This is a genomic window from Undibacterium sp. Ji50W (assembly GCF_049340445.1).
In the GTDB taxonomy this organism is placed as follows: domain Bacteria; phylum Pseudomonadota; class Gammaproteobacteria; order Burkholderiales; family Burkholderiaceae_D; genus Undibacterium.
Window position 1 is genome coordinate 876,985 of the sequence record NZ_JBMPOX010000001.1, and the last position, 16,711, is coordinate 893,695.

Here is a 16,711-nt window from a genome sequence, read left to right on the forward strand (position 1 = left end):
ATTGCCAAAATGCAAGTGGGGGAAATCGACTGTTTCATTGAACTGAAGCGGCAAGTACTGCAGTCATTGCTCGTACGCCTATTAGCGCGACTCAGGGAAAGGTTAAGCAATCAGAAAACGAACAGTGATCAAGTCGTAGGCCTTGCGAATTGAAAGCACGACAACAGTAAGCGTAAGCACTGTCAGCAAAAGCATAGCAATCAATTCCAGCCCTTTTCTACCGACCGAGCTGGCGTACATCAACACAGAATTGGATAGTGCGGCCATCAGGAACCCGGTCGCTCACCAGGATGGCGAGAACGAATGACTAGATTTTGACAAGGATTCCCTCTCGACGAGGTTCAATCCCAGTTTGCAAATTGGACGAATTTTGGTCTTCCCACAAATGAAATTGACTCTGCCACGTTGATCCCTGATTATTTGTACATTTATCTACAGCATCGGTATAAATTGCAAAAAACTTTATATAATCTTACATCTCTGCCACCTGCATCCAGCAAAACTGCCCGGTACCAGTGCGGATATGGGCTTGGGCGCGACAGGCGATAGTAATGTAAGGTGCTGATTTGCTCATTTCACGCTTGCGTAATCAAATATGGCCACACTGCGCAGTGCGATTCAACGAATTAAACCAGAATACAGATGAGATTATTTTCAAACATGAAACGCTGCGTGGTTCTTGGCTTGGCAACGCTGTTAAGTGCTTGCTCGACATTTCACCCCTGGCAAAATGAAGTGGCCAAGGCGACCCCAGGCAATGTTGCACCGGAAAGCAAACTGATAAAAACCCAATCCATCGTGGTCGCTGTCACCATGTCAGGCGGTGGTGCACGGGCGGCGGCGTTTGGTTTGGGTGTGCTGCGTGAACTGAAAGACACCCAATTCACCTGGGAAGGTCAATCGACGACGATACTCGACAAGCTGGGCATGATCAGCGGTGTATCTGGCGGCAGTATTCTGGCGGCTTATTATGCTGCCTTTGGTGACGACACATTCACTCGTTTTGAATCCGAGTTTTTGTTGTCCAATTTTGAAGGTAGCTTGATACAAACCACATTTTCGCCCAAACAAATGTATCGGCTACGCTCACCCTGGTATGGTCGCAGCCAGGTGTTAAGCGAGCAACTGAACAGACTCTATCGCGGCATGACTTTCGGCGATTTACAAAAAAACCCGCGCGCGCCTGAACTCGTTGTCACGGCCACTGATCTGACCACCGGCGCGCCGTTTGAATTCACGGCAGAGCAGTTCGCCCTGATCTGTTCTGACCTGGACAGTGTTCCCCTGTCTTTTGCAGCGGCTGCATCATCGGCAGTACCTATTGTCCTGACACCGTTAACACTGCGCAATTACGCGCAAGATTGCCCTAAGCGCCCGGATGCCACCAGGGTCAGCAAAGGCAATTTGGGTGCAGACAATTATAGGTCACACATCATCAAAGCCACTGAAGACAGTTATAAAAATGCTGCCGAACGCCCTTTTCTACATCTGGTGGATGGTGGGTTGACCGATAATCTGGGTGTCAGGATGCTACTGGACAGGGCCATTGCCGACGGATCAGTGCAGGCCAATTTTCGCGATGCGCCGCCGGGATCAATACGGCGTGTGGTGTTAATTTCGATAAATTCAGAACGCGATCTGGCAGAAAGAATCGATCAGAATGATAAGGTACCGACAACAGGGCAAGTCGCAGATGCGCTCTTGTTTGGCGTAGGCTCACGCGATTCCCAGGTCACACTGGCCATGCTCAACGATGATGTCACGCGCTGGAACCGTGAAATCATCGAACATCGCGGCAAAAAAGACAGCCCCTTTGCCGCCGATGCAGAAATGCACGTCATCAGCGTCAGCCTGCGAGACATTAAAGACAACCGCCAACGTCGTGCGCTGTTGCAGGTGCCAACCGCCTTTACGATCGCGCCCAGTTATGTTGAACAACTGCAGTTGGCAGGCCGTGAAGTGCTGCGCCAATCCCCGGAGTTTCAGCGCATGCTGGAAAGCCTCAAGAAGGCATCACCTCCTCAGCAGCAAGAATCAAAGCTTCAGTCTTTCAAACAACAAATGGTGGAATAATACAAATCGCAGTTGTAAAGTTTATGCATCGCCCTGCTCCATTCAGCTTCACGTCATGGCAATTTCCTGCTGAACCGCTGTTCAGTGACGCGGCTCCCCCATTGCACGCCCTCTTCTTCATCGGTCAGTTGAAAACCGAAGGATTCATATAAATGGCGTGCGGCATCCAGGCCCTTGAATGTCCAGAGATAGGTTTCGTTAAAACGCTCGTCGGCGTATTTCATCGCTCGCGTCATGAGTTGACGCCCAATACCTGAACCACGCAAGGAATCATCGACAATGAACCATCGCAAATGCGCCATGCCTGTTTCATCATCACCGTCGATTGCAATAGAAGCCAGTGAGCGTCCATTGTCTGAATAGGTCCACAAAGCCTTGCCATTTGCCGGCAAGCTGCCTGTGAAACTGGCCAGTTCTGTTGCTACCTTTTGCTCGAAGAATGCACCGAAGCCCCAATGCTTTGAATAGAACCGGGCGTGCAAGCCTGCAATGTCGCCAATACAGCCAGGCTGGTAAGCTTCAAGGATAGCCCTGTCCGCAGGATTGTCAGTGTCTGTGCTGACTTGCTTGTTTTGCGCAAGCGCATCAACATACAAAGCCAGTGAGCGTACCAGGGCTTGCTGGTCGGCTGGAATGATGCGGCTCAGCGCACCAGACACTTGATTGCTTGCGTATCGGTCGATTTTTTTTCGTATCTTTTGTCCGGCGCTTGTCAAATACAGGTTAGACGAGCGGGCATCTTCACTGGCTGCTTTGCGTTCGACCAGTCCACTAGACTCCAGCTTGCTTACTTGCCGGCTGGTGTTCGATTTATCCAATAGCAGGATGCTGCCTAAAGTCTTGGCATTCATGCCTGGCCTGGCACCGATTTCGAGAATGGCATGCACAGCCGAAGGAGCAAGACCGCTGTCGGCCAGGGTCGGCCGCATAAAACCGAGTTCACGCACCAGTCTTCGGGAAAACTCGCGCAATTCCAGAATGGTGGTTTCCCGTGGTTCAGTTGAAGGATCGACAAGGTTCATGGGCAATCTCTTATTTTTGCATAGTAGTTATTAGTTGCGTTCCGCAAGCATTTATTGATCAATATAGTTGCGAAACGCAACTTGTGCAAGTGACTATTTCTATTCATCCCCTCGAAAAGGTAAAAGTTTTCATCAGTGCTTGAATTCTCAGGCTAATTATTGCAACGTCCAACCAAAGCTAATTTTCGGTCTGCATAAATGTGTTGAAAAATCCATTACCGCGTCAAATTGCACGAAAAAATACCCTCTTTAAACGCCACTAAATTTTTATTTGTCTCTACTATGGCCGCCGCGGCGCGACTGTGGTAACGTTACCATTCACACAAATCGATCGCCCGGTTGTCCATTGCCTTGTTTGTCGCCGCAGCATGACAACGTTACCATATCGACTTGCCATCGCTTTGCTGTGCAGCTAATGTCGAGCATTCAGAAAATCAAAAATCAAAGGAGCGTTTGTGAACAATATTTTAAAAATAGCGGCTGCGATGGCCTTGATCGGCAGCGTGGCCAACCCCGCATCGGCCCAGTACACGGCAACCGTGAACGTCAAGACGCAGTACCAGACCTTCGAGGGATTCGGCACCACCCTGTCGTGGTGGGCGAATGGGGTCGGCAGTTGGAGTGATCCGACCCGCTCGGCACTGGTCGACGCCCTGTTCGCGCCGCCGCCGACCGGCCTCGGGCTCACCTACGCCCGCTACAACATCGGCGGCGGCGACTGTCCTTGCTACAACACGATCCTCTATCCGCACGCGGTGCCCGGTTACCAGTTGCAGATCAACGGCGCGTTCGACTGGAACGCCGACGCCAACCAGCGCTGGGTCGCGCAACGGGCGTACGCTAACGGCGCCGTGTTCCTGGAGGCGCAATCGAATTCGCCGCCGTGGTGGATGACCGTCAGCGGCAGTTCGACCGGCAGCGCCGACGCCACCTCGAGCAATATGTCAGACGCCTACACCGGCACCGGGGCCAACAGCTTCCCGCGTTATCTCGCCACTGTGGTCGGCCACTTCGCCAACAGCTACGGCCTCACCTTCCGCCATATTGAAGCGACCAACGAGCCCGACACCTCGTGGTGGAAATTCGGTAGCACCAAGCAGGAAGGCGCAGCCGTCACGCCAGCGCAACAGGGCGTGATCGTACAAAGCCTGGCGTCGCTACTGCCATCGTTCAGCCCGCTGACGACGGTTGCCTCAATGGACAGCTACAACATCGACAACGGGGTGAGCATTTTCGCTGGCTACTCGGCGGAGACCAAGGCGGCGATGACTGAAATTAACACTCACAGCTACGCGGGCAGCAAGCGCAGCCAATTGGCGAGCGCGGCGGCGGCGGCCGGCAAGCGCCTGGTGATGTCCGAGTGGGGCAGCGCGGAGACGACCGGCAAGTCGCTGTCGCAACAACTGACCAAAGATATCCGCGAGCTCAAACCTTTGGCCTGGGCGATCTGGCAGCCGGACTGGCCTACCCTGATGACGATCGACTACACCAGCCACAGCTATACGATCAACAAGAACTACTACATCTACGCGAACTACACCCGCTACATCAAGCCGGGCGCGGTGTTCATCGACATCAACGACGGCAATTCGCTGGCTGCGTACGACGGCAACGCCAATACGTTGACGATCGTCACCACCAACTGGACCGCCAACACCGTGCCGGTCACCTACGCGCTGAGCAATTTCACCAGCCTCGGTGCCAGCGCCCAGGGCTATCGGACCAGTTCGACGCAGAACGTGGCCAATATCGGCAACGTGGCCGTCTCCGGCGGCAGCATGGTGGCGTCGTTACCGCCCAATTCGGTGACCACTTGGGTGGTCACCGGGGCCAACTACACGCCGCAGGCGACGTCGACCAACGATTCGTCCTTCACCTATTCGACCAGCAATTGCGGCGCGACCTGGTGCTCGGGCAACCAAACCGGTGCGTACAGCGGACAGAACCACTGGAGTTCGCTGGTCGGCAGTACTTATTCGCTGACCTTCACGGGCACCCAGGCGCGCGTGTACGGTTCACGCGCGAGTAACCAGGGCATCGCCGCCTTCTCGGTCGACGACGGCGCCGAGACCGACGTCGATCTGTACGCGACGACCCGGACCGACAACACGCTCACCTATGCAACGCCGACCTTGCCGCTCGGCACCCACACGATCAAGGTGCGAGTGACCGGCTTGAAGAACTCGCACGCCACCAGCGTCATCGTGCAGGCGGACCGGATCGACGTCGTCAACTAGTCCGGCTGGTGCCCAGGGATGGGCGACGCGGTCGGCGGGTAACGCGCTGCAGACTAAACACCCACCGGCTAAAGCCGGTGGGTGTTGGGTTGAGGACTGAAAGTCCGGATACGTGTCGCCTGAACAACGCACCTGACCGGCTCCATTTTGAAGTGATGGTTCGGATTCGGCTCCAAGTGATGCTCCACATATTGCTTGACCATCTCTTCTGTCATCTGGCTTAAATAGGCAAGCCATGATTTCTTGATGAGTAGCCGATATGCAACAGATTATTTGCGGTCCACAAGGGATAAGAGCTAGTCTGTTTGAATGAAAACGACTGGGTGCTTGCAGCAAAGAACGAATTCTCGTGCAAAAAATAGGGCAGAAAATACGTCTGAGAGGGTGTAATTAATTTCGTATAATCCTTGCTTCCCATCAAGACGACTTCGTCCTGACTACTTTCGGATTCCAAATGCTTAGTCTCCCTTCTATTCCCCGGCTTACTTCTGGTTCAGTTGTTACAGTGACCTGCGTACTTGCGCTTTTGCATTTTGGGCGTGAAGTTCTGGAACCTGTCGCGCTGGCATTAATCCTTAGCCTGATTATCGCACCGCTAATCAATGGCATGCGCCGCGTTGGCATGGGGCGTTTGACGGCGACATTTGGCTCGCTCCTGATTGTCGGCATAGGCGTGGCAGGAATAGGTACGATACTTACCTATCAGTTAATGGCCGTCACGAAAGAACTTCCACAATACCGCTCCGCGATTCATTCCAAGCTTGAAACGGTGCGGGAAATAACCGAGCGACCGTTTGCGCGTCTGGAGGCAGAGCTGAAAGCAGTGACGCCGGCCAGTTCTGCCCAGGTCAATCCCAAATCCAATGCCGAAAGAAAACTCGTCAGCGGCCAGATTCAACCAGTACCTGTGGAAATACGCACACCACAGTTGACCACAACCGAGACCGTAACGCGCCTGATTTCGACGATCTCAGGCCCGGTGGGCGAAACCGGTCTGGTGCTGGTGTTACTGGTGTTTATCCTGCTTGACCATGAATCACTGAGGGATCGCCTGATCCGGCTCACTGGCAAAGGCGATGTCAGCAGGACCATCAAGGCGCTGGGCGATGCGACCGAGGGAGTATCCCGCTTTTTCTTTTCACAATTTTTGGTGAATGCCGGCTTTGGCATAATCATCGGGCTGGTACTGTGGGCTGCCGGGGTTCCTCATGCTGTTTTATTTGGCGCACTCAGCGGCCTGCTGCGTTTTGTCCCGTATTTGGGGGCGCTGGTTGCCGGTGGCGCGATCACTGTTTTCGTCGCAGCCATCGATCCGGGCTGGACGCTGGCGATCTTATGTCTGGTTATTTTTGGTGTGATTGAATTGATCGCAGCAAACGTGATCGAACCCAAGGTGTATGGCCACAGCTCTGGGCTGTCGCCACTGGCGGTGATGGTGTCAGCGCTGTTCTGGAGTGCGATGTGGGGACCGGTCGGCCTTTTACTGTCGACTCCCCTCACCTTGTGCATGGTCGTTGCTGGCCGGCATGTCAGTGCGCTGGAGCCGATTACCATCCTGTTTGCCGATGCACCTAACGTGGATGAAGCCCATCGCTTCTTTCATCGCGTGCTGGCGGCCGATGTGGATGCCATCGTGCGTGATGCGCAAGCTTTTTTGCGCAAGTTCAGTTTCGCCAAATATTGTGATCATATCTTGCTGCCTGGCCTTGCCCTTGGCGCGAATGATTTTGAAAACGGGACGATAGAAAAAGAGCAACAGGACAGCATACGCGCCACCATCGCCATCCTTGCCGAGACGGTTGCTCAGATACCAGGCGCTACAATGAAGAAGCAAAAACAGCGCACGGTATCCATGCTGGATGCCAATGTGGGTGCCCATTTACGCCAGATACGCCAAAAGCGCCTGGGGCGCTGGCAAGGTCCGCTGGATGTACCGTTGCGCTCTATCGTGTTATGCGCCGGGTTTGCCAGCGAACGCGATGATTTGCTCAGCGAACTGTTTGTCATGGCCCTGCGCGAGGTAGCGGTCGATGCGCGCAGCATCTCATTTGGTGATGACAGAGAAAATCCTGGCGAAGACACTGCCAATCTCGTATCGACCGTGTTTATTACCTACCCGCTGGCCTCGATGATGGATAGCTGGATACCCATAGTGCAAGAGTTACGTACCAACCTGCCACATGCAATCATTGTCACCATCCGCCTGCTTTCAGAAGAAGACCAGGCCGACCAGTCTATGATCAACAAGCACGTTGATATAGTGTTGCGTTCATTTGAAGAAGGCTTGGCATTCGTTGCGCCAAACCGTGAAAACCGGGCCAACCGGCATAGTGCTTGATTAGTGCTTGAATGAATTCGTGAAGATCCTGGCCATTCTTATACGAAAATCTTATACGAAAATTCGACTAATCAATAACATGATAATTCACCTCATGTCCGTTGGCAAAGGCTCAACTCGTTTCATAATATGAATTCAAATTTATGTTTGAGAGTGAGCCTATGGAAATTTCCCACCGCGATTTCGTTTAGCTTATTTTCGTTCGCCGCGACACAATCTGCCAGTTGGCCAGGCATCGGTGTCTTCTATGTTTCAGTGCTACTTGCAAAGTTTCCATCAAAGGTCATCCGCCCATGAACAGCCGCATCAAACTGATCCATTCCTGTCATACACAATCGACGGGCCGCCGTTACCTGTCACTCCTGATGCTGGCAAGCATACTGATGTCCGCGTTCGCCTCCGCGCAAACGACTGTCAGAATAGATTTGACCAAACCCGGCATTCCCGTCAGTCCCACCTTATACGGTTTGATGACAGAAGAAATTAATTATTCTTACGATGGTGGACTGTACGCAGAATTGGTTCGTAATCGTATTTTCCAGGATGACGAAAAAGCAGCGGTGCATTGGTCCTTGGTGCAAGATACGGATGGCACGGCATCCATCACTCTCGACACGCGCTATCCGATTGTCGGGACTGCATTGACGACCAGTCTACGGCTCGACGCAGCGCATGCATCGACAGGCCACCGGGTCGGTGTCGCGAATGATGGTTATTGGGGCATTCCCATCAAGCCAAATACAAACTACCGCGCAAGCTTCTATGCCAAGACCGCAGGCGCAGGCGGAGTACCGATCACCGTCGCCCTCGAAGGTAGCGACGGCAAGACCGTGTATGCACAGGCGCAGGGTGGCAAGATCAATGGCGAATGGAAGCAATATACCGTCACACTAAAGACCGGGCCCGATATCAAGCCGACGGCGGCCAGCCGGCTGGTGCTATCGACTGAAAGCCCCGGCACGGTCTGGTTCAACCTTGTCTCGCTGTTCCCGCCAACATACAAAGACCGGCCTAACGGTAATCGCATCGACCTGATGCAGAAACTGGTAGACATGAAGCCAGGCTTCCTGCGCTTCCCAGGCGGTAATTACCTGGAAGGTGATACCGTTGCCACCCGCTTCAAGTGGAAGGAAACGCTGGGGCCACTCAAGCAGCGCCCGGGACATCCCGGTACTTGGAAATACCGTTCTTCCGATGGCATGGGATTGCTCGAATTCCTGGAGTGGACCGAAGACATGGGTGCTGAACCGGTGCTGGCAGTGTTCGCTGGTTATGCATTGAAAGGTGAAACCATACCCGGCGGCCCTGCGCTGCAACCGTTTGTCGAGGAAGCGCTGGAAGAAATCGAATATGTAATGGGTGACGTCAACACCAGATGGGGGGCGCAACGCGTCAGGGATGGCCATCCAGCGCCGTTCAAATTGCGGTACGTCGAGATTGGTAATGAGGATGGATTCGACAAGCAAAAGACCTACGATGGCCGCTATACCCAATTCCATGATGCGATCAAGGCCAGGTATCCGCAGCTAAAGCTGATTTCGACCGTGAATGGTAAGGACAGCCTTGGCCAGCGTCAGTTATTGACCAGCCGTGTTCCAGACCTGATTGACGAACATTATTACTACGACCCTCTGGCAATGATGAGTGACGCCAGCCGCTATGACAGCTATAGCCGCAGCGGGCCGAAAATTTTTATTGGCGAATGGGCAGCGCGCGAGGGTGCTCCCACCACCAACCTGATTTCCGCACTGGCCGATGCCGCGTGGATGACCGGCATGGAGCGCAACGCCGATATCATTGAGATGTCCTGTTACGCTCCTTTGCTGGTCAACGTCAATCCGGGCGGCATGCAATGGCGAAGCAATCTTATCGGCTATGATGCACAGACCAGCTACGGCTCTCCGTCCTATCACGTGCAAAAGATGTTCAATACTTATCTGGGTGACGTCTCATTGCCGCTGGTAGCAGAAAATATCCAAACTCAGACCTGGCAGCCCAAGGCGAAAAAGGATCAACCCGCACCGGCGGCCAGGCAAGTGCCAACCTTGTTTTTTTCCGCCACTAGGTCGGAACAACGTGGCGAAATCTATCTGAAGGTCGTCAATGCTATCGGCACTCCGCAAATGGTTAAGGTAGACTTGACGGGGCCCATCAAGGTGGCACCGGAAGGAAAAGCGATAAGCCTGCGCTCGGATGCACCGGACGATACCAACACCATCGACGCGCCAGGCAAGATCGTACCGGTAACCAGTGCGGCACATGATTTGGGATCCCAATTCAACTACAGCTTCGCGCCTTATTCTGTGACCGTGCTGGTACTGTCACGGACAAGCCGATAGATCAAATACGAAACTACCAGACTACCAAACTAAGAATTGCCCTACCCCATGAAAAAAATATTCGGCAGTTTCTGTATTGCCTTCGCCTGCTTCGGCATTAGCACCTCCAGCCAAGCCGCCACTGCCAACACGGCAGACACCCAGGTCAAATATCTGAGCGGCATCGATAAGGATCACCGGGTGGACTGGGAATTCTTCCTGGACGCAGGACGCAATGGCGGCGCCTGGAAAACCATCCCGGTTCCGTCGAACTGGGAACTTGAAGGTTTTGGCACTTACCGTTATGGTCAGGACTGGGGCAAGGAAGCGGTGCCGGACAATGTGGGCAAATACCGCCATCAGTTCCAGGTGCCGGCTGGCTGGAAAGGACAGCAGGTCGAGATTGTGTTTGGTGGTGCAATGACCGACACCGAAGTGAAGATCAACGGCCAGCTTGCCGGACCTGTCCATCAGGGCGGCTTCTATGAATTCCGCTACGATGTGACACCGCTGCTCAAGGCTGGCGAAAACAATCTGCTGGAAGTGAGCGTCAAACGGGTGTCCGATAATGCCTCGGTCAATCGGGCCGAACGTAGCTCGGATTTCTGGCTATTCAGCGGCATTTATCGTCCGGTATGGCTAGAGGCAAAGCCGGTCGCCAATATCGATCACGTCACGCTCGACGCCCGTCATACCGGCGAATTCGATGCCGAGGTTTACCTGAGCAAGCAAGTACCGGCGGGTGCCAGCGTGCGGGTCCTGTTGACCACGCTCGACGACAAACCGCTCGGCAAACCAATTCTGGCTGCGTTCGCCGGTGCGCAGCAAGCGCTGCATTTGCATACGCATATAGACAATGTCATTCCCTGGTCGGCTGAGAATCCCCAGCGCTACAAGGTGTTGTTTGAACTGCTGAACGGCAAACAAGTCACGCATCAGATCAGCAAGGTGATCGGATTTCGCACCATAGAACTGCGCAAGCAGGACGGCGTCTACGTCAATGGCAATAAAATTCGACTGAAAGGCTCGAACCGTCATTCGTTCTGGCCGACCACCGGCCGCACGACCAGCAAGGAGCTCAGTTATATCGACGCGCGCCTGATGAAGGAAATGAACATGAACGCGGTGCGCATGTCGCATTATCCGCCCGATGAACATTTCCTCGACGTCGCCGATGAAATCGGCCTGTATGTGATCGACGAACTGACCGGCTGGCAAAAAGCCTACGACACCGAGGTCGCCGCGCCACTGGTCAAAGAGTTGGTCAGGCGCGACCAGCACCATCCTTCCATCGTGTTTTGGGCAAACGGCAATGAAGGCGGTTTCCCGCGTGGTGTTGATTCACATTACGACCTGTATGACCTGCAAAAGCGCCCAGTGATCCATCCCTGGGAAAACTACGGCGGCATCGATACCTCGCATTATCCCTACTACGACTGTTGCGCAACATCCCTGTTTCACGGACGCGATGTGTTCATGCCGACTGAATTCATGCACGGTTTGTATGATGGCGGTGCCGCCGCCGGTCTGAACGACTGGTGGAACGCGATGCTCGGCAATCCATTGAGCGCGGGTGGTTTTATCTGGGCCTTTGCTGACGAAGGTATCGTCCGCACCGACAAGAATGGCGAAGTCGACGTCTGGGGCAATCGCGCACCGGATGGTATCGTCGGACCTTACCGCGAAAAAGAAGGCAGCTTCTTTGCGATCAAGCAGATCTGGTCGCCAGTGTATCTGCCGCTGGCGGAAAAGGCATATCTGCAACCCACTTTCGATGGCCGCATTCAGCTTGAAAACCGCTATGATTTCAATAATCTGACCAGCGTCAAGCTGACATGGAAGCTGGTGAAATTCGATACACTCGCATCGAACAAAAACGGTTATCAGGTCACGGCGCAAGGCAAGCTCAAGTCACCCGATGTGGGCCCAGGTTTGCGTGGCAATACCCGGATCGACCTGCCAGAAAACTGGTCGAAACAGGATGCGTTATACCTGAGCGCGGTGGACAGTAGTGGCCACGAAATCTATACCTGGAGCTGGATGATCGCCAGCGCAAATGCAGTCGCCGCGCAAACGGCCACCCAATGGCAGGATCAGCATCGCGCTGCCGGTGCAGGTGCAGGCTCCGCCAGCGTGCAGGAACAGGCAGATGCATTCGAACTCAAAGCTGGCGATATCAGCGCCACCATCGACAAGGGCACTGGCTATCTGCGCCAGTTGCGCAAGGGTGCCACGGTGGTCCCGCTGACCAATGGTCCGCGTCTGGTAACCGGCACCGCTACACTGAAAGAAATTCACGCCACCAGGCAAGGCGGCGATGTGCTGGTCGATGCTAGCTACAGCGGCAATCTGCAATCGGTGCAATGGCGTTTGAGTGTGACCGGCCGCCTGACCCTGTCCTACCAATACAGGATGGAAGGCCGCTCGCAGAGCGCCGATTATCTGGGCGTGAGCTTCGATTATCCTGAAGCACAGGTCAGGGCCATGCGCTGGTTGGGCAAAGGCCCTTATCGGGTCTGGAAAAACCGTACGCAAGGCGTCGGGTTCAACATATGGAAGAAAGACTACAACGACACCGTCTCTGGCCTGAGCTGGCAGTATCCTGAATTCAAGGGTTATCACGACAAGGTTTACTGGGCAGAACTGGAGACGACAAACCTGCCGTTGGTTTTCGTCAACCACAGTGACGATATCGCTTTGCGGATGTTCACGCCAAAAGAAGCACCAGCAGGCGAAGCGAGTTCCCCGAAAGCCACCAAGGTAGAATTCCCGCTCGGCGATATCTCGCTGCTGCATTCGATCGCGCCGATCGGTGACAAGTTTCATCCTGCGCCGGAACTGGGGCCAGCCGGTCAGAAGGGGCGTATTCCGAATCTCGGTATCACTCTGTCGAACACGGTCGACATCTTGATTGGCGAATCGCGCTGATTATGCTATTGCGTTCGATGGAAGGAGGACTGTTATTTGTCACACCAATCGGGGAAACCGGCATTAGTGTCTGATGCTTGAATTGACTCGTGAAAAAGCCCGGCAAACATGTTGTCTGCCGGGCTTTTTTTTGCGTCATTCGCTACCTGATCATGCCCTCCTCTTTATGCTTTTAGCAGGCCGCCCGCAAGCGGCCCACTGCAACATCAGAACGAAGTGCGCATAGACAAGGTATAGGATGCACCTGGTTTGTACTCATCAAACACGGCATTGCTGAACTGCGTGTATGACTGGCTGATGGCTTTGTTGGCATTCCATACACTCAGGGTCAGGTCTGTGTTGTATGGGAAGTTGAACATGCGTTTCAGATTGGCACCCACCGACAGATCGACTTGCGTACGATCTGTTGTGTAGGCATAGGCACCACCTGGCACGTTCAAACCTGTGCTGGTATTCACCACGTGCGACGCTGTGTACTGACGCGAGACGCGGAAGTTCAGGCCGTTGCGTTCATAATACATCGTCAGGTTGCTGGTGCGTGGTGGCACGCCAGAGACCGGTGGTGCATTTGGTGCTTCATCCTTTTGATTGGTATAGGTGTAATTGGCGGTAAAACCAAAACCCTTGACTGGCAGCATGTCCAGCGGTTGTTGCCAGGTCAGTTCGATACCGCGCACTTTCAGCTTGGTGTCGATGTTATACGGTTCGGTGATCTCGACCAGATGCTTGTCGCGTCCACCGCTGGCATCGACCGACTGTTGCTGCGCTGCTGTCAGGCCCACAGTGCCATAAATGGCATCCAGTTGTGACAGCGTGTACGTGATGATACGCTGACCAGGACGGCTGACAATGTCTTTGGCAAAGGCACTGGCCGACACATAGGCTTCACGGGTCATATAGTATTCCAACCCCAGATCAAGGTTGTTCGCCCCGAAAGGTTTCAGGTTGGGGTTGGTCACATTACCCTGACGCGCGCCCTGGTCACCAATGGTCAGCATGGTCTGTCTGAGATCGGCCGGGTTGGCACGTGTCAAAGACTTGGAAGCTGATGCACGGAAAATCAGTTTTGGCATGATGTTATAGGCAAGGGTTGCGGATGGCAGTACATTGGCGTAGCTGGTTGTTTCATATGCCCAGACGCCAATATTGTCATACTGACCGCCATTCTTCAACGTGGCATTGCGTGGATCAGCCACTACACTCAAAGCACCAATCGTTTGCTTGGTATTGGCGTAGCGCACACCGGCATTGTAGCGCAGCATGCCGTCGAACAAGTTGAAGCGACCGTTTGCTTCCGTATAGAAGGCATCCACTACCTCGCGGATATAGCCACCGCTACCGCTGGTAAAGCCTTTGTAAATATTGTCCCGGAAATACTGATAGTCCGTGTCCTGACCGAACTTGGGCCAATTTACGCTGATAAAACCGTGGTTCGTGGCATAAGCATAATTCGGCACGCCAGCATTGGTAACCACAGAGCCGAGGTAAGTCAGCGGCGTAGTTGCACCAGCCGTAGAACCAGTACCATAACCTGGGTAAGCAGTGGCGGCATCTGTAATCACGCCCGGTGTGCTGCGACCGTCACAACCAGGTTGACGAATCTGTGTGTTCGGTGCAAAGAAGCGATAGTTGACGTTATTGCCGCAGGTAACGTTCATCCAGGCATCCGCGGTAGAGTAGTCACGGTAACGGCGCTCGATATCGTCATACGACACACCAGACTTGATGCTGAAGCTGCTGTCGCCCCAATTAACGTTCAGGCGCGAGCCTTTGGTTTGATTGGTGCGCTCATACAAATCCATACGCAAACCAGACAAGCCCTGCCCTGCCTGATTCCAGCCGAAGTTTTTCGGATCATTGAGATTCAGGTTGGCACCATAGGTTGGTGACTGGCCTGGAACCGTGTTGTCATAGGTAATGACAGAGTTGGGCGACGTGGTGGCCAGCAATACCGAAGGCATGTCACGGAAGAACGTGCTCTTGGTAAAGTTGACATGGCCGTCTATGGTCCACTTGTCGTTAGGACGGAATTCGAAGCCAGGATTGAAGCTGCGGAACAGCGTTTTTTCTTCCATAGGCCGGTATTCCAGGGACCAGAAAGTATTGGCAAACGTGGCCTTGGTCAGTACGCAACCAATCGTGCAATCGCTGCGATCAAATTCCATGCCGATAGGGATGACAGTGTTGGCACGCGTGCCGGCGTTCATCCCCTCATAAATCATTTTGTTGCCCTTCTGGGCGAACACCATGTCCATATAGACATCCAGCTTGTCATTCGGCTGCCATTGCAGACTGACGACTTCGCCGTAACGTTTACGCTCACCTTCATAGATCAAATGTCGACCCAGACGCGCCATCAGCGCATTATCAATCTGCTGAATGGTGGCCCCCGGGTTCAGTGCCAGCAACATGGCACGGTCAATCTGTTTGCCTGGCACCAGAATCGAACGCGCATAGGCAGGCAAATCATTCAGCGCCAAGCCTGACGGCACTGTGTCCGGGGTGGATTGCGAGCCGCCACCAGTACTATTAGGATTGTCTGCAGCGTTTGCCTGGAAGGATTTCAGCTGGAAGTTACGCATGTCCACTGACTGGAAACCTTCGGTCTTGTACTTGGTATCACCAAAAGCAGCGCCGACCAGGACACCGAATTTACCAAGGCCAGTATCCCAGGTATTACTGATCAGGCCGGAACCTGTCGTACCCGTTTTACCACTTTGATCGCGGTAGTTACCACTGAGTGTAATCGCGGACCGGAAACCATTCTTGTCGAAGGGGCGCACACTGCGCATGTCTACCGTACCGGCAATACCACCTTCAATCAGGCTGGCTTGCTGGCTCTTGTATACGCTGGCACTGCGGAACAGTTCAGACGGCAGGAAGTCCATATCGACTTCACGGTTGGCACTGATAGTGCCACCCCAGCTACCTGCCGAGGCTGAAGCCATCGGTGCGCCGTTCAGCAGCACGCGAGTAAAGGCTGGCCCCATGCCACGAATGGAAACGTTCAGGCCTTCACCGTCGATTTCAGCACGTGTAACCTTGACACCAGGAACCCGGCCCAGAGCATCGGCAATATTAGGATCAGGGAATTTGCCCATGTCTTCCGAAAACACGGTATCACTCAGCCCTACGTTCTCGTATTTTTCATTGGCAGACAGAGCCAGCGAGCTGCGATAGCCGCTCACCGTAACGGTTGGAGTTGCCTTGTCTTTTTCCTTGTCTTTTTCCTTTTCCTTATCTTTTTCAGCCGCCGTAGCCGAAGCTGGTGCCGGTGTTGGTGTTGGTGTTGGTACCGACTGAGCATAAGCGCTGGAAATCAGGCCAGCAAGGACAGTAGTGACAAAAACATCACTCCCTGTGCCCAATCGACGCCGAACGGCACCCTTTGTTCTTTGGTTCATGCATGTCTCCTTTTATACGGCATCTTGTGCCATTGTTGTTTGCGTCTTTATATGACGCTTCAATTTTTATTTATTACGAGAAACAGATTGTGGTAACGCAAACAAATACCGCACATTCAGCCCTGCTCCATTGGCGATAAACTGCTTCATCAGCAAACACCAGCTTGGTTTCCTCCTCTTTCTCTGGCACTGGATATGTCGCCGCTTTGTTTGCGCATAACAACGATGATACTGCAATAAATAGCGCTACCATTTGCATAGTCGCCTTTTTGGAATTTCGCGTCAATCATCTTTATCACTTGCGTTGTTACGCGGATACGGTTTTTTGATAAAATTGTTTGCGCTAACATTTCTGCCAAAAAAATTGCCCGGAAAGATTCCGGGCAGCATC

The 16,711-nt window shown here is 53.6% G+C and carries 9 protein-coding genes; 5 read left to right on the plus strand and 4 right to left on the minus strand.

The window, feature by feature from the left end; all coding sequences use genetic code 11:
* Positions 1–102: 102 nt before the first annotated feature.
* Positions 103–267, minus strand: a complete 165-nt coding sequence (locus ACO0K9_RS03790; RefSeq protein ID WP_422981908.1) for a hypothetical protein — start codon at positions 265–267, stop codon at positions 103–105.
* A 375-nt stretch (positions 268–642) separates the two neighbouring features.
* Between ACO0K9_RS03790 and ACO0K9_RS03795 the strand changes: the two genes are divergently transcribed.
* Positions 643–2,073 (plus strand): patatin-like phospholipase family protein, encoded by a 1,431-nt coding sequence (locus ACO0K9_RS03795; RefSeq protein WP_422981910.1) that lies wholly within the window; start codon positions 643–645, stop codon positions 2,071–2,073.
* Positions 2,074–2,126: 53 nt separating this feature from the next.
* Here ACO0K9_RS03795 and ACO0K9_RS03800 read toward each other — a convergent pair whose 3' ends face one another.
* Entirely contained in the window at positions 2,127–3,095 is a 969-nt protein-coding gene (locus ACO0K9_RS03800) for a bifunctional helix-turn-helix transcriptional regulator/GNAT family N-acetyltransferase (protein WP_422981912.1), read from the minus strand.
* Positions 3,096–3,550: 455 nt separating this feature from the next.
* On the opposite strand from ACO0K9_RS03800, the gene ACO0K9_RS03805 reads away from it, so the two are divergent.
* The 4 genes from ACO0K9_RS03805 to ACO0K9_RS03820 all read left to right on the plus strand — a co-directional run bounded on the left by ACO0K9_RS03805 (position 3,551) and on the right by ACO0K9_RS03820 (position 12,916).
* The gene (locus tag ACO0K9_RS03805) at positions 3,551–5,332 is read left to right on the plus strand and encodes a glycoside hydrolase (RefSeq protein ID WP_422981914.1); all 1,782 of its coding nucleotides are present in this window, start codon (positions 3,551–3,553) and stop codon (positions 5,330–5,332) included.
* Positions 5,333–5,786: 454 nt separating this feature from the next.
* Complete coding sequence (locus ACO0K9_RS03810; RefSeq protein ID WP_422981916.1) at positions 5,787–7,670, plus strand: AI-2E family transporter; 1,884 nt, start codon at positions 5,787–5,789, stop codon at positions 7,668–7,670.
* Between the two features lie 293 nt (positions 7,671–7,963).
* The gene (locus ACO0K9_RS03815; RefSeq protein ID WP_422981918.1) at positions 7,964–10,009 is read left to right on the plus strand and encodes an alpha-L-arabinofuranosidase C-terminal domain-containing protein; all 2,046 of its coding nucleotides are present in this window, start codon (positions 7,964–7,966) and stop codon (positions 10,007–10,009) included.
* Between the two features lie 48 nt (positions 10,010–10,057).
* Positions 10,058–12,916, plus strand: a complete 2,859-nt coding sequence (locus ACO0K9_RS03820) for a glycoside hydrolase family 2 TIM barrel-domain containing protein (protein WP_422981920.1) — start codon at positions 10,058–10,060, stop codon at positions 12,914–12,916.
* A gap of 206 nt (positions 12,917–13,122) precedes the next feature.
* Here the strand turns inward: ACO0K9_RS03820 and ACO0K9_RS03825 are convergent, their stop codons facing one another.
* Entirely contained in the window at positions 13,123–16,320 is a 3,198-nt protein-coding gene (locus ACO0K9_RS03825) for a TonB-dependent receptor (RefSeq protein ID WP_422981922.1), read from the minus strand.
* Between the two features lie 149 nt (positions 16,321–16,469).
* Positions 16,470–16,679, minus strand: a complete 210-nt coding sequence (locus tag ACO0K9_RS03830) for a hypothetical protein (protein ID WP_422981924.1) — start codon at positions 16,677–16,679, stop codon at positions 16,470–16,472.
* Positions 16,680–16,711 lie beyond the last annotated feature (32 nt).